Origin of the sequence: Ruminococcus sp. AF17-22AC, from assembly GCF_003460065.1 — a bacterium.
Lineage (GTDB): Bacteria > Bacillota > Clostridia > Lachnospirales > Lachnospiraceae > Blautia_A.
Window position 1 is genome coordinate 395,474 of the sequence record NZ_QRXT01000001.1, and the last position, 15,923, is coordinate 411,396.

Consider the following 15,923-nt stretch of genomic DNA (forward strand, 5'->3'; position numbering starts at 1 on the left):
AGATCTCTTTCGGAAGACACATCAGTCATTTGATGTATTACTGGTATCACTGGAGGCATAGCCTGTCAGAATGGTATCTTCATCTGCCAGATTGTAAATATATTCTAATATATCATTTGCTGTCAGACATGCATTACCGGAAGAATAGCCGTTCGCAATTCTGACTGCAATAGAATATTCCGGTTCATTTGACTCGGATGATGTAGTATATCCGATAAAGAGACCATGGTTCGGATGATAAATATCAAGCTCTGCCGTACCTGTCTTACCGGATAATGTCACTCCCAGCCCGTTAAACTGCTCATGAGTTTCTACCACTCGACGCATACCGTCATGAATATCTTCCCATACATTACTCGGAACGTCACTCATCTCATTTGCAACTGACGGCGCATATTCTTCAATCGTTTTGCCCTGTGCATCAGTTACCTTATCAAGCAGTGACAGATCATAAACTGTTCCGGAAGTGGCAAGTGCTGTTGCATAACGGGCAAGCTGTGTTGTTGTAAACAGATGGTTACCCTGTCCAATATAAGACGGTACCGCTTTACTGTCTGAAACATGTGGTGATGCCTCAGAAATCTCGATCCCGCTCTTTTTGTCCAGATAAAACTCTGATGCATATTTCTGAAGTTTCGTAAGACTTAAGTTTTCAGAAAAATTTCCGTCTGAATTCTTGCCTGCAAGAAAGCCGACCATATTAAAAAAATAGTTACAGGACTGTTCGATTGCCCCTCTGATTTCAAGTGATCCATGTCCCTGCTTATTCCAGCACCAGATAGATGGTGTTACCAAATCGAATTCACCTGTACAGTCATAATAAGTGCCATCGTCAATAATGCCTTCCATCATACCAGTGACTGCGGACAGAAGCTTCAGAGTAGAACCAGGTGCTGTTGTCTGCTGTGTCGCCTTATTAAAGAACGGACTCGACTGATCAAGTGCAAGTTTCGTGTAATAAGATGTATCCATGTTATTACTGAGACGGTTGTTGTCATATCCCGGATAGGAAACGCATGCAAGTACCTTACCGGTCTTTGCATCTGTAACTACCGCAGATGCAGAACACGGAGTCAGTGCAAGCTGTGCCGGTTCAATCTCAAGATTGGAAATCTTATTGATCATAAAATCATATGCCGACATTGCACCGGAAGCCAGATTTTCATAACAGTTGTCTTCTTTTGACAGAACGCCCTGTTCATACAGCACCAGACAGATCTGCTGCCCGGAGATCTGATCATTCATAAGCAGATATTTATACAGAAGTTTTGAAAATCCAGTATCTGTCTTCAGATAATCTATCACATAATCCGTCAGCGCCTGATAAATTTCCTGAGAATCCAGATATTCTCCTTTTGGAGAGATTACCGAGATATTGATCCAGTTCTGGCTCGCTGCATAATTCAGATAATCTTTCAGGCTGATACTCTGGTCATTCGCCCATGCCTGATAAGTCGCATCAGAAGAATCTACAGCATTTTTGTCAATGACACCAAGTGTATCTCTCAGAACCGTATCACAGATATAACTTAAATATTCCTGTACTTCTTTACTTTCATCTTTGTAGGCTGCCGGATTTGAACTTGTCAGCCTGTTAGTTATTGTATCAAAAACTTCCTGCTGCTTTTGTTGAAATCTGGCATAAAGATTTTTTTCTGTATCGGAGGCCTTCTCGTCACTGAATTTATCAATATCAATTACACTGTTTGAAATCAGTGCATTGTAAACATCATAAATCGGAACGATGATCTGGCTGGCATCATTTACCCCTTCATAATCATATTCTTTGACTGCCTCGATCTTATTCAGAAGGATACCTGCCACACGCTGTTTCAAAATCTGATAAATAGCACTCTGCCAGTCAGAATCTACGGAAAGATAGACGTCGTTTCCGGCAACCGGTTCTACGGTTGTATTATTGTCAATCTTAAGTACTTTACCAAGGTTATCGACCGTAACTGTTTCCTGGCCGTCTTTGCCCTGTAACTGAAGTTCCATATACTGTTCGATGCCGGCTTTACCAATGATCGCATCATTGGAATAATCTGAATTTTGTTTTTTGAGACTTTCCAGCTCTTCCGCGGATGCACGTCCGGTATAACCGAGAAGAGGTCCCATGCTGTCATCATCTACATACTGACGGACAGAATCTTCCAACACATCAATACCCTGTAATTCATTCTGATTTTCCATTACAGCAGCAACTGTACTTTCACTGACATTGGTCGCAATCGTAACTGCCATGTATTTCTGGAAACTGTTTGTGCTGAGTTCATAACGCATGATTGCAATATTCAGGATTTCCTGCTTCGTAAGTTCTTTTGGAAGGCCGTATTGCTTCAACTCTGCATCTGTGTAAGCATTATCTCCATAAAGAACAATAGAAAATCCCTTATTTCCGGTAAGATAACTCATCATCTCATCCGCCGTTGCATCTGCCTCATCTTCCGTCAGATCATCGATCAAAGCATGACCGTAAATATCCGCCCGAAATCGGTTCAGTGTAAATCCTTCATCTACATCAAAACTGTAATTTCCGTCTTTATCCAGCTGAATATGGAAAGAATTCGACAGCGAATCTCCGTTGGATGCAAGGATCTTTAATACTTTATATGCAACCCCGTTCAATGTGAGGTTCTTTTCCCTTGTTGTATCATATGTTCCGTTGTCCTCAAATGTAAGAGAATACGACAGAACATTTGACGCGATGAGTTTATTATTTTTGTCATAAATATTTCCACGGGTACTCTTAAGCACACGTGTCTTAGTCGTTCTTGTCTGAAACTCATTTATATAGTTTTCTCCCTGAATGATCTGGAGATTAAATAACTGTCTGATCAGTACAAATGCCATAAGAAAAAAGACAAGAAGAAGTACAGACGTTCTCTTTAACTGAATTTTTTTGAATAGTTTTTTTATTTTAGTACCCAAATAGACTCACTTTCTTTCCTTGTTGCGCTCATGAAATGATAGTTAATATAGTGAAAAATCCGATACACGATCACAGTAAGGAACACTGTGTAAAAAACTTCCGGAACGATGATTCTTGTAAAATATGTACCCAGTCCCAGTCTTCCCCGAAGCAGAAACTGCAGTCCATATACTGCAAGATTGTAAAATGTATCCATGATCACTGTCAGCATGATCGGCACTTTAATGTCATCATCATAATAAATACGAAATGCATAACCGCTGAAAAAGCCGACATACATATAGATCAGTGCATAGAAACCAAATACAGATCCATAAAACAGATCTATCAGAAGACCGCTGAAAAAGCCTGTCCATAAGCCCACCTTACGCCCCCGCATAAGTCCCATGGAAACACAGAGAATCAGCAGCAGATTAGGTGTGATCGAACCAATAGATATCAGATGCAACACAGTCGACTGAATCATAAAACAGACAACTGTCGTCACAAGCAGCACAATCTTGCTTCTCATCACTGTTCTCCTTCCTCTATGGAATCCTGTTTATTTACGGTAATGACAAACACATCTTTGAGATGCTGAAAATCAACAGGTGTAACAAGTGTACCTGTCTTTGTCAAATTGTTGGAATCCAGTGAAATCTCACTGACATATCCGATAAAAAGTCCTTCAACATATTTCTCACTGATATTTGAAGTAACAACCCGTTCTCCTGCTGTTACTTTATCTTCTTTATCATAGAGCTGTGTAAAACGCAGTTTACCCTCATCGATCAGTTCCAGATCTCCTTCGACTACGCAGGTATCATCGGTACCGACAGTCATTGCACTTACATTGCTGCTGTCGTCAATGATCGAACGGACAGTTGCCCAGTTACTGCCGACTTCTGTGACAATACCAACCAGGCCTTTTCCGGCAATAACGTTATTGTCTACACGTATTCCGTCTTTGCTGCCCTTATTGATCATAAATGTATCATACCAGTTGCCCGGATCTTTAGAAATGATTCTTGCCGCAACCTTCGGATAATCGGAATACTCCTCATCCAGCTTGTACAGTTCCTGAAGCCGCGTAAGCTCAGACTGGTTCTGAATCAGAATATTATTCTGCTCCGTCAGTGTATCTACTGTATTCTGAAGTTCCTCATTTGCATCTACAAGATCCTGTTTGTCCTTGAATGCCTTGTGGAGATCAGTAAGCCATACACCAATCGTATTAATGCTTTTTTCAAAAGGAACTACAATTGTTCCCGCTGCCTCCTGAAACGGTACTGTCGTAATCCCGGAAGCAAGCGTAGCAACAATGGTACTTCCGCAGAAAAGCGTCATAATAACAAGCAGATGTTTACTTTTTAAATGTAGACGAAACTGAAACTTTTTTTTCAGGTTTTTCATGTATCATACCCCTAAAAGATCATAATTTACGTTGTTTTACGGGCTGAGCCCACTTCATCAGGTCACGGTCACGGATGATTTTTTCCAGACCTGTGACAGTTGCCTTTTCGTAAAGATCTGAAAGCTTAAACGAAAAGCCGGTGTAACTTGCAAGATAATTATCTATGTATGGAATCTTTGTACTGCCTCCTGTAAGAAAAATCCCCTCACGGGCAATATGGTAGGAAATCTGCGGCGGAATACGCTCAAGAAATGTCTTCATCTCTGCCGCAATATCGTTGACGCAATTCATGATTCCCGCATTGACTACATATCCGGAAATTACTTCTTCTCTCGGAAGGCCGGATATTCCGTCGATACCAACGACTTTACGCGCATCCTTGCGCTGGTCATTCAAACGTCCCATCGCAAGTTTCAAACGTTTTCCCGTACGCGTACCGATCTGAAGATTGTAACGCTTACGTATCTCATTGCAGATTGCTTCATTCATCTGTCTGCCACCGATTGGAATTTTCCTGGCAATGATGATCTTGCCGTCAGTAATGACCGAAAACTGCGTGCTCTGTGCGCCGATATTAACAATCATGCTTCCCGCATTTTTATTAAGATCCACTCCCATGGCAATCGCATCTGCGATCGGGGCTTCCACCATATATACTTTGTTCTGACGGAGCCAGTGTCCGTTCGCCACATGGTAGTATGCCCTTTTTTCGATAGCCGTCATATCAAGTGGTACCGAAAAAAACATATCGGAACCGATACCGAGAAAACGGTCAATTTTTTTCATCATACTGTACAGTGCAATTTCCTGCAGTTCCAGATTGGCAATCATACCAAAAGCCATCGGCGAATTAACTACGATATCAGCAGGTGCTTTTTCAAACATATCGTACGCTTCATTGCCCACGGCGATGATCCTGCGTCCTTTTGACGCAAGCATGTTCTTTTCCATATAACTTTTGTTTTTAAAAAAGGAATAGACTTTAATGCTGCTGCTTCCCAGATCTATTCCGTATGTTTTTCTTAAAAGCATAAAACAATCCCTTCATACCGGATATTCGTCCAACAATCCCTGTTCTCTAAAACTTACGTATCTCTGATCACCGATGATAATATGATCCAGCAGACAGATGCCAAGCATCTCACCCGCCTGACTGATCCTCTCCGTAATTTCTCTGTCGCATACACTGGGGGATGGATTTCCTCCCGGATGATTGTGAATCAATATCAGGTTGACCGCATGATAACGCAGAGCTTCCAAAAAAACTTCCCTCGGAGTGATCAGCGTCGCATTGACGGTTCCTTTAGACAGCACTGTATCACCAAGCAGATGGTTCTGATTATCCAGCATCATGCAGATCATCACTTCCTGCTCCTGATGGCGAAGCTGTTCCATATAATACGCAGCGATCGAATCCGGATTTTTAAAATCCAGCATAGACCTTGCGGCCTCACTGGCGATTCGCTTTGACAGTTCCCCAATGCATTTAAGCTGTACTGCCTTGACGACACCTATTCCATGAATCCTGCGCAGTTCAGGCAATGAACTGTGAATGATCCCCGGAAGTCCCGGATAAGAAGACTGCTCCATGTGTTTTAAAATATCATTTGCCAGAGTCAATGAATTACTTCCTCTGGTCCCTGTCCGAAGTATCACTGCCAGAAGTTCGCTGTCACTTAAAGAGCCTTCGCCTTCCCGTATGCATTTCTCATAAGGTCTCTGTGATTCCGGCATTTCTTTGATCGTATGGTTCATTTGATTTACCTGTCCGCTCTCTGTGACAGATTCCCAAAAGAATCAAAGATTATTTTAGCATAAAAAGAGGGAGATGTACACTCCCTCCTAGAAATTCTTAAATTTTTCACATATGAACTCAGCGATTTTTATCCCGTCCATAGCCGCAGAAGTAATACCTCCCGCATATCCTGCGCCTTCGCCGCAGGGGTAAATTCCCTCGATATTTGCACATCCCTGTTTGTCCCGCACAATACGCACAGGCGAGGATGTACGGCTTTCGATGCCGCTTAAAAGTGCATCCGGACGGTCGAAACCTTTTATTTTTCTGCCGAATGCAGTCACGCCTTCTTCGATGGAATCTCCAATTACTTTCGGAAGAATCGAACGTACATCTGCAAGGACATATGCCCCTTTCATCTGTGGCATAACCTCACCAAATTCCATACTTTTCCTGTGTTCTTTGAAATCTCCGAAAAGCTGTACCGGGATTCTGCCTTTTCCAAGTTCCCATGCTGCCTTTTCCAGATTCCTCTGAAAAGCAATACCACCCAGAGCCCCCTGCTCCGGAAAATCCTCCGGTGAAACAGTAACGATCAGCGCACTGTTGGCATTTTTGCTGTCACGTGCCTGATAACTCATCCCGTTGACTGCAAGCATACCCGCTTCTGAGGATGCATTGACTACATAACCTCCCGGACACATGCAGAACGAATAAATGCCTCTGCCATTCTCACAGGTATACGTCACCTTATAGCTGGCTGCTCCCAGCACTTTGTTTTCTTCTTCACCATAAAGATCCATATTGATCATCTTCTGCGGATGCTCCATACGAAGCCCTACTGCAAATGATTTCGGCTGCATAAAGATTCCACGTCTGTGCAGCATGGAAAAAGTATCACGGGCACTGTGTCCAAGTGCAAGTACACAGACTTCTGCCGGTATTTTTTCTTTGTCATTAATTTCCACAGCACAAAGCCGTCCTTTTTCCATACAAAGGTCTGTTACTTTTGATTCAAAACGGAACGCCCCGCCCATTTCTTCAATCTGATGACGCATGGTCTCAACAATCCCGATCAGCACATCCGTTCCGAGGTGCGGTTTCTGCTGATATACGATTTCCTGTGGTGCTCCCGCCTCCACAAAACGTTTCAGCACTTCATGATTACGTCCGTTCGGATCTTTTACTAGCGTATTCAGCTTTCCATCAGAAAACGTTCCTGCGCCGCCTTCTCCAAACTGTACATTGGACTCCGGATCAAGAATCCCGTCTTTCCAGAAACGATCAACCGTTTCCTTACGCTTCTGCGCTTCCTGTCCGCGCTCCAGTACCAGCGGCCGATAACCCGCTCTTGCCAGATACCATGCACAGAAAAGACCTGCCGGTCCGCTTCCGACAACTACCGGAGGATTCTTCAGAATCTCTTCGCCCGATTTCGGGAAACAATATTCTTTTTTCTCAAAGAAAGTCACATTTTTATCTCTGTTTTTGCGAAGCAGCTTCTTTTCTGCCGGAGTACTCACGTCTACTGTATAGACAAATTTTTTATCGTCTTTATGGCGGGCATCCAGTGACTGACGTACGATTTCATAAGAAAAAGTATCTTCCCCGCATTTCAGAATTCTGGCTATTTTTTTTCGTAACTGCTCCTGCCTGTGATCAACAGGAAGTTTTAACTGTGTAATACGTATCATAACTTCTCCCTCGCACTGTGTAAGCCGGCTACCGCGCCACTTGACCATGCCCACTGCAGATTATATCCACCGCACGGACCATCAATATCCAGAAGTTCTCCTGCAAAATAAAGCCCTTTATGAATATGTGATTCAAGTGTTTCTGTATTTACCTGAGTTGTGTCAACACCGCCGGAGCAAACCTGGGCCTGTTCCAGTCCAGTGCTTTCTTTGACCGTCAGTCTGTATGAAGTCAGCGTCTGAATCAGATCCTTTTGTTTGCGGAAAGCACGGATCAGTTTATCCGGCAAGAGTCCTACAAGGAGTTCCGCTGCCGACTGATACGGACAAAGTTCTCGGCGTTTATCCAGCAGTTTTGTCAGTTCTTCCGTCGTATACTCCGGGAAAAAATTAACAGAAAGTTCTGCTATTTTGCCTTCTGCCAATGCACGGACTGCATATCTGCTTAGCTGAAAGACCGGAATTCCCGAAATGCCATAATCCGTAAGCTGAAGTTCGCCCCGTTCTTTACAAAACGGCTTTCCATCCAGAAGCAGGGTCACTTCACCCTCCGTACGCACGCCTGCCCAGGCAGAAAAAGCATTTCCCCTGCAGCGCAGTCCTGTAAGAGCCGGCAGTGGTCTGATGATCCGATGTCCGAGGTTCTCCGCGATTGCATATCCGCTTCCGTCAGAACCAGGAACCTGTGATGCACTGGAACCATTCGCCAGTATCACCCTGTCGCATTCATAAATCCATCCTTCTGTCCGGACTTTCCATCTGCCGTTTTCCTTATAAATGTCCTTCACTTTTTCTCTTGTTTTGATTTTTACTTTCAGAGAATGTGCTTTTTGAACCATCAATTCCGGGATACATTTTGCCTGATTGCTTCTGGGATATACCCAACCATTGCGGTCGACAAAAGCCACACCTATCTGTCCAAAAAACTCCAGCGTATCTTCCATGGAAAACTGTTTCAGGACGCTTTGCACAATTTCCGGATGTTCTCCCCGAAAAATCTCCGGCTGCATATTTTTGTTGGTCAGATTGCAGCGGCCGTTTCCGGTCACGCAAATCTTACGGCCCGGATTTTCGTTCTGTTCAAGAACAGTTACTGTTGCACCATTCTGTGCCGCCACAACTGCTGCAGTCAGTCCGGATGCGCCGCCGCCAATCACGATCACCTGCAGATTTTCACTCATACTTTCTCCCTTTTTCCCTGATCAGGGAAGTGTCACAATCTTTGCGTCAACAAGTTTCTGTAAAGACATCAGTACACCGAGTTTTGCATGTTCCCATGTGAGTCCGCCCTGGAAATAAACTGCATATGGCGGTTTGACCGGACCGTCTGCAGAAAGTTCGATTGAAGATCCCTGCACAAAAGCACCTGCCGCCATGATTACCTGACTGTCATATCCCGGCATATCCCACGGTTCCGGATCTACATAGCTGTCTACCGGTGCCGCTGCCTGAATGCCCTTGCAGAATGCAATCAGCCCTTCCGGCGTACCCAAAGTCACTGCCTGAATGATATCCTGACGTGGTTCACTTCCGTTCGGAACAACCGGGAAACCAAGTTTTTCATAAATATTTGCTGCAAACACAGCACCCTTTAACGCGCCCTTCGTCACCATTGGCGCAAGGAAAAATCCCTGATAGAAAGAGCGATTTACACCAAGAGATGCTCCGACTTCCATGCCAAGTCCAGGACAGGTCATACGTGTTGCTGCATTTTCCACGCATTCTTTTGTTCCTGCAATATAACCACCGATCGGTGCAAGTCCGCCTCCCGGATTTTTGATCAGAGAACCAACGATCATGTCTGCACCTACATCACTCGGTTCTACTGTATCTACAAATTCTCCGTAGCAGTTGTCAACCATACAGATCACATCCGGCTTGATACTCTTGACAAAAGAGATCAGTTCTCCAATCTGTTTTACAGAATATGACGGTCTTGTCTGATAACCTTTTGAACGCTGAATTTCGACAAGTTTTGTTTTTTCATTGATAGCTGCACGAATCGCATCATAATCGAATGTTCCGTCTTCTTTCAGATCAACCTGTCTGTAGGTTACACCATATTCTGCAAGAGAACCTCTGGACGGACGGATTCCAATTACCTCTTCCAGAGTATCATATGGTTTTCCTGCCGGTGCAAGAAGTTCATCACCCGGACGGAGATTTCCAAAAAGTGCAATTGCAAGTGCATGTGTACCACAGGTAATCTGTGAACGGATCAGACAGGCTTCTGTATGGAAGGTGTCCGCATAGACTTTCTCCAGGGTATCTCTTCCAAAATCATCATATCCATAACCGGAAGAAGACTGAAAACACTCTGCGCTTACTTTATTTTTCTGCATTGCCATCAGCACTTTAAGCTGATTGTATTCTGCTGTTTTATCAAACTGCTCAAAACGTTCCTTCAGAGATTCTTCGATCTCTGCCCCAAAATCATATACCTGAGAAGAAATCCCAAGCTGTTCATAAAGTTCTTTCATACTAAACGATCTTCCTTTCCTCACAAATGTGTTTCATATATTTCAGGATTTCTTTTTCATCCCAGTCAAATTTCTCTTTATCTACCCAGATCACATCAGACTCTCTTCGGAACCAGGTAAGCTGCCGCTTCGCAAAATGTCTGGTGTCGCGTTTCAGAATGCGCACTGCTTCTTCCAGCGGATATTCTCCTTCCAGATACGCAAGGATTTCCTTATAACCAAGTCCCTGCATGGAAACCATTCCACGATGGCAGCCTTCTCGCTTAAGCTCTTCGACTTCTTTTACCAGACCTTCTTCCAGCATCTGATCCACGCGCCTGTCAATTCTCTCATATAAAATTTCACGTGGAGCATTCAGCACAAAATAGGCAAGATTATATGGGCTTACCTGTTTTTTCTGTTCTTCATTATGTTCAGAAATCGGTGTTCCGTTCTGATGATAAAATTCCAGTGCCCTGATCACACGTTTGACATTATTGGCATGAATCGACTCTGCACTCGCCGGATCGACCTCGCGAAGACGCTCATGAAGATACTCGGCACCTTTTTCTTCTGCCAGCTTTTCCAGTTCGGCACGGTAGGTATTTTCCTGCTGCGCCTCTGTAAAATCAATATCTCTTGTTACTGCCTGAATATAAAATCCAGTTCCGCCGACAAGAATCGGTACTTTTCCTTTTGCATAGATTTCTTCCATGGCAGCTTTTGCCATCTCCTGAAACTTCACAATATGAAATTCCTCTTCCGGTTCAAGTACATCCACCAGATAATGCTCCACGCCCTGCATTTCTTCCTTACGGATCTTTGCCGAGCCGATATCCATTCTTTTATATACCTGCATGGAATCCGCAGAAATAATTTCCCCGTTCACCGCCTTTGCAAGTGAAATAGACAGGCTTGTTTTTCCCACTGCCGTCGGTCCGGTAAGGACAATTAAAGGTCTTTTCATAACTGCTCCTGTATTTTTATACAATTCTTTTAAATTTCTTTTCCAGTTCTGTGCGCGTCATCGCAATGATTGTCGGACGTCCGTGCGGACAATGATACGGATTATCCAGTGTCAGAAGCTCGTCGATCAGCTTTTCCGCTTCTTCAAAAGACATCGCATGATTGCCTTTTACTGCTGCTTTGCATGCCATAGTCGCGAGTTTTGATGCAAAAATATCCAAAGCATCTCTGCTGTTATTTCCGGAAAGATTGTCAAGCATTTCCAGAAACAGATCTTCTTCTGTCAATCCATAAAGGTTCGACGGAACAGCGCTGATCCGATACTCACGGCCACCGAAATTCTCAATTTCAAAACCGAATTGTTCAAAATAGTCTTTATTTGAATTCAGTACTTCTTCTTCCTGCATACTTAAAGTAACGATCATCGGCGGACTCAGATACTGCGAATCGATGGAATGTTCACGGAACTGTTTCACCATACGCTCGTAATATACTTTTTCGTGTGCCGCGTGCTGATCGATGATATAAAAATTATCTTCAAACTGCACCAGCCAGTAAGTATCAAAAATCTGTCCAATCACGCGGATACGGCTTCTGGATTCCGGTGCAAGAAGTTTCTCTTCAAAAAGCTCCAGCTGCTGCGGAGGCGCCTGTTTCTTTTCCGGCTCTTCTGTCGGCTTTAACTCTGTCGACTTTAATTCTGTCAGCTTCTTCTCTTCATCCAGTTTCTGGTTTTCACGAAGTGTACCACTGAACATTTCTTCCTCTGCCTTAGAGAATGCAGGTCTGTATTCTGCTGCCGGTTCACGGACAAGTGTTTTGGATGGGGTACTCTGTGAAAGAGGTTTTCGTATTTCCGTTCTTGCGTTTAAGCCATCCCTTGTTTCCGGCTTTGGATTTAAACTTGCCTGTACTTCTGGCTTTCTCACCGTGTTCGGGTACATTTCTTCACGGCGTTTCGTTTCAAACGGTTCCGGTACCGCAGCACGGGTGATTTTTTCTTCTTTTGTTTCTGTTCTTGCAGGAGTACTGTCTACAGATACTTTCGGTATCATTTCCCTTCTGGTCAGTGCACTGCGTACCATATCATATACTGCATCATAAACTTCCTGTTCTCTGGCAAAGCGTACCTCTCTTTTCGCCGGGTGTACGTTGACATCGAGATCATTTCCCTCCATCTCCATGCGCAGCGAAACAAATGGAAATTTATGCTGCATCAGAAAGCCTCTGTAAGCATTTTCAATAGCCTTTGTGATGATATTGTTTTTTACATAACGGCCATTGATATAATAATTCTCAAAACTGCGGTTTCCTCTGGCGATCTCCGGTTTTCCTACAAATCCTTCTACTTTCATAAAAGAATTTTCATAGTTTACATCCAGAAGAGCTTTTGCAATTTCCCTGCCATACACGCTGTATATTACATCTTTCACACTGTAATTTCCGGATGTATGCAGTTTGACCTGTTTGTTCTGAATATATTTAAACGAAATCTCCGGGTGGGACAGGGCAAGCTGTTCCATCAGTGTATGGATATAATTTGCTTCTGTCATATCTGATTTCAGGAATTTACTCCTCGCCGGTGTATTATAAAAAAGATTTCGCACAAGAAACGTCGTTCCTTCCGGCGCACCGAGCTCTTCCAGCGCAATTTCCTTCCCACCTTCAATCACATAACGGGAACCGCTGATATCTGAAGGAGTCTTTGTGATCAGTTCTACCTGCGAAACAGCTGCAATACTGGAAAGTGCCTCCCCGCGGAAGCCCAGCGATGCAATGTGCTCCAGATCTTCGACCTTTTCAATTTTACTTGTCGCATGACGCAAAAATGCAAGCGGGATCTGCTCAGATTCCATTCCGGATCCATTATCTGTGATACGGATCAGCTTTTTTCCGCCATCTGTGATCTCCACAGTCACAGCCGTTGCGCCGGCATCTATGGCATTCTCTACCAGTTCTTTTACAACCGAAGACGGACGCTCCACTACCTCTCCGGCAGCAATCTTGTCAATTGTATTCTGATCTAAAACTGCGATTTTTTTCAAAGCACCTCACCCTGCCCTTTTACCAGCGATTTTTGATCTTGTTCTGTAAATTATATAAAATATTCATAGCTTCCATCGGTGTCAGATGTGTCATATCAAGATCACGGATTTCATCTACGATATCATTGTCCTGCACGGTGTCAAAAAGTGACATCTGTGCCATGTCTACCTGATCATACATGATTTTCTGCTTTTTCTTCGGAGCGGTCAGATCCTTAACAGCAGCTGTAATGTCTGCGTCGCTCAGTTCCTCTACCAGCTCTTTTGCGCGGCTGATAACAGAATCCGGAACACCTGCCAGCTTGGCAACCTGAATACCATAACTCTTGTCAGCACCGCCTTTGACAATCTTTCGAAGAAAAACAATATCATCGCCCTTTTCTTTGACTGCAATACAGTAATTATTCACTCCCGAAATCTTACCTTCCAGCTCGGTCAGTTCGTGATAGTGTGTCGCAAAAAGAGTCTTCGCGCCGCAAAGCTTTGTATTGCTGATATGTTCGATCACTGCCCAGGCGATGGCAAGTCCGTCAAATGTACTTGTACCACGTCCGATCTCATCGAGGATCAGAAGGCTCTTTGCAGTAGCATTACGGAGAATATTTGCAACCTCTGTCATCTCTACCATAAAAGTACTCTGACCGCTTGCAAGATCATCAGACGCACCCACACGGGTAAAGATACGATCCACGATACCGATATTTGCTTTTTCTGCCGGAACAAAGCTTCCGATCTGTGCCATCAGAACGATCAGTGCCGTCTGGCGCATGTAAGTAGATTTACCAGCCATATTCGGTCCCGTAATGACAGAAACACGCTTTTTCTGGTTGTCCAGATATGTATCGTTCGCAATGAACATGTCATTTTCAATCATCTGCTCAACGACCGGATGGCGTCCGCCTTTGATGTCAAGGACACCATTTTCGTTGATCTTTGGTTTCACGAAATTGTTGCGTTCTGCCACAAGTGCAAGTGAAGCAAATACATCGAGTGCCGCAACTGCTTTTGCAGTCTTCTGGATACGTACAACTTCCTGACCGACCTTTTCTCTTACATCTGCAAACAGTTCATATTCCAGGGCATAGAGACGGTCTTCCGCACCAAGGATCAGATCTTCCAGGTCTTTCAGTTCCTGTGTAATATAACGTTCTGCATTTGCCAGGGTCTGTTTACGGACATAGTTGTCCGGAACCTGGTCTTTGAATGAATTAGTCACTTCCAGAGAATAGCCGAATACACGATTATATTTGATCTTGAGGTTCTTGATACCGGTACGTTCTTTTTCTCTTGCTTCAAGTTCCGCCAGCCATTTCTTGCCGTCTGTACGGGAACGACGGTATTTATCAACATCTGCATTAAAGCCCTCCCGAATGATACCTCCGTCTTTCTGTGCAAGCGGCGGATCTTCTACAATCGCACGTTTGATCAGATCCGTCACATCTTCCAGCGGATCCATATCTTCATAGATCTGCTTCAGGACAGGCGCTTCGAAATCTTTCAGGATCTGACGAATAAACGGAAGCATTTCAAGCGAAGATGCAAAAGAAACCATATCTCTCGGATTTGCGGACTGATAGCTGATACGGCTGACCAGTCGCTCAAGATCATAGACAGGATTTAAGTATTCTCTGATTTCTTCGCGGAGCATCGGTTTTTGTGTCAGTTCCTCAACTGCTGCCAGCCTCCGGTTGATCTCCTGGGCATCGATCAGTGGCTGCTCTACATAACCACGCAGTGTACGGGCGCCCATCGCAGTCTTTGTCTTATCCAGAACCCACAGAAGAGATCCACGTTTCTGTTTTTCGCGAAGTGTTTCTACAAGTTCAAGATTTCGTCTTGTAGAACTGTCGATCAGCATAAATTTATCTGCGGTATACGGGTGGATCGTTGCCATATGTGACAGCGCTGTTTTTTGCGTCTCGTTGAGATACTGGAACAAAGCACCTGCTGCGATCACGCCGCTGTCATAATCCTGCAGTCCCAGTCCTTCCAGTGTATTTACATGAAAATGTTCTTTCAGAGTACGCTGGCAGAGGCTATCATCAAAATACCAGTTATCCAGCGGAAAAATGCAGATTCTCAGGCGTTCTTTTAAATCTTCTGTATCAACTCCGCTCATAAAAAAGGCGTCATTACAGATAATTTCTGCCGGAACGAATTTGTTGATCTCGTCAAGCAGTTTCTGTGGTCTGTCTACCTCAGTGAGGAAACAGTCACCAGTCGTAATATCTGCAATGGCACAGCCAAAATGGTCTTCGAGTGAAACGATCGACATCAGATAGTTGTTTTTGGATTCATCCAGTGATGTGGCATCCAGCGTTGTTCCCGGTGTTACCACACGGATAACTTCACGCTTTACAAGTCCCTTTGCTTTCTTCGGGTCCTCGACCTGTTCACAGATTGCAACCTTATGCCCTTTTTCGATCAGGCGTTTGATATACACTTCGGATGCATGAAACGGAATCCCGCACATCGGCGCACGTTCTTCCAGTCCGCAGTCCTTTCCGGTCAGTGTCAGTTCCAGTTCTTTAGATACAAGAAGCGCATCATCAAAGAACATTTCATAAAAGTCACCCAGCCTGTAAAAAAGCACACAATCCTTATATTTTTCCTTTGTTTTGCAGTATTCCTGCATCATCGGTGACATTGCCATCGTTTTATAATTCTCCTCTATTGTTTGCTTTATTATCACTCATAGT

The 15,923-nt window shown here is 44.0% G+C and carries 11 protein-coding genes; all 11 read right to left on the reverse strand.

Annotation, left to right across the window (positions count from 1 at the left end; translation table 11 throughout):
• Positions 1 to 21: 21 nt before the first annotated feature.
• Positions 22 to 2,931 carry a penicillin-binding transpeptidase domain-containing protein gene (locus DWW86_RS02080; RefSeq protein ID WP_117942120.1) on the reverse strand — a complete coding sequence of 970 codons (2,910 nt, stop codon included), beginning with the start codon at positions 2,929 to 2,931 and terminating at the stop codon, positions 22 to 24.
• Positions 2,916 to 3,443 (reverse strand): rod shape-determining protein MreD, encoded by a 528-nt coding sequence (gene mreD, locus DWW86_RS02085; protein ID WP_117942121.1) that lies wholly within the window; start codon positions 3,441 to 3,443, stop codon positions 2,916 to 2,918. The genes DWW86_RS02080 and mreD overlap by 16 nt, the downstream gene beginning before the upstream one ends.
• The gene (mreC, locus tag DWW86_RS02090; RefSeq protein WP_117942122.1) at positions 3,443 to 4,324 is read right to left on the reverse strand and encodes a rod shape-determining protein MreC; all 882 of its coding nucleotides are present in this window, start codon (positions 4,322 to 4,324) and stop codon (positions 3,443 to 3,445) included. Before mreC ends, mreD begins: the two co-directional genes overlap by 1 nt.
• Positions 4,325 to 4,343: 19 nt before the next feature.
• Positions 4,344 to 5,357 (reverse strand): rod shape-determining protein, encoded by a 1,014-nt coding sequence (locus DWW86_RS02095; protein ID WP_072521127.1) that lies wholly within the window; start codon positions 5,355 to 5,357, stop codon positions 4,344 to 4,346.
• 12 nt (positions 5,358 to 5,369) lie between these two features.
• Positions 5,370 to 6,080: a RadC family protein gene (radC, locus tag DWW86_RS02100; protein WP_072521126.1), complete on the reverse strand. Its 711-nt coding sequence runs from the start codon at positions 6,078 to 6,080 to the stop codon at positions 5,370 to 5,372.
• A gap of 87 nt (positions 6,081 to 6,167) precedes the next feature.
• Positions 6,168 to 7,754: an NAD(P)/FAD-dependent oxidoreductase gene (locus DWW86_RS02105; protein ID WP_117942123.1), complete on the reverse strand. Its 1,587-nt coding sequence runs from the start codon at positions 7,752 to 7,754 to the stop codon at positions 6,168 to 6,170.
• Complete coding sequence (locus DWW86_RS02110; protein WP_117942124.1) at positions 7,751 to 8,935, reverse strand: BaiN/RdsA family NAD(P)/FAD-dependent oxidoreductase; 1,185 nt, start codon at positions 8,933 to 8,935, stop codon at positions 7,751 to 7,753. The genes DWW86_RS02105 and DWW86_RS02110 overlap by 4 nt, the downstream gene beginning before the upstream one ends.
• A gap of 21 nt (positions 8,936 to 8,956) precedes the next feature.
• The gene (locus tag DWW86_RS02115; protein WP_015542738.1) at positions 8,957 to 10,234 is read right to left on the reverse strand and encodes a methionine gamma-lyase family protein; all 1,278 of its coding nucleotides are present in this window, start codon (positions 10,232 to 10,234) and stop codon (positions 8,957 to 8,959) included.
• Between the two features lies 1 nt (position 10,235).
• On the reverse strand, positions 10,236 to 11,180 hold the full coding sequence (gene miaA, locus DWW86_RS02120; RefSeq protein ID WP_072521123.1) for a tRNA (adenosine(37)-N6)-dimethylallyltransferase MiaA: 945 nt from the start codon (positions 11,178 to 11,180) through the stop codon (positions 10,236 to 10,238).
• Positions 11,181 to 11,196: 16 nt separating this feature from the next.
• Positions 11,197 to 13,224, reverse strand: coding sequence for a DNA mismatch repair endonuclease MutL (mutL, locus tag DWW86_RS02125; protein WP_117942125.1), 2,028 nt, complete (start codon positions 13,222 to 13,224; stop codon positions 11,197 to 11,199).
• 19 nt (positions 13,225 to 13,243) lie between these two features.
• Positions 13,244 to 15,877, reverse strand: coding sequence for a DNA mismatch repair protein MutS (gene mutS, locus DWW86_RS02130; RefSeq protein WP_286187628.1), 2,634 nt, complete (start codon positions 15,875 to 15,877; stop codon positions 13,244 to 13,246).
• Positions 15,878 to 15,923: the final 46 nt, after the last annotated feature.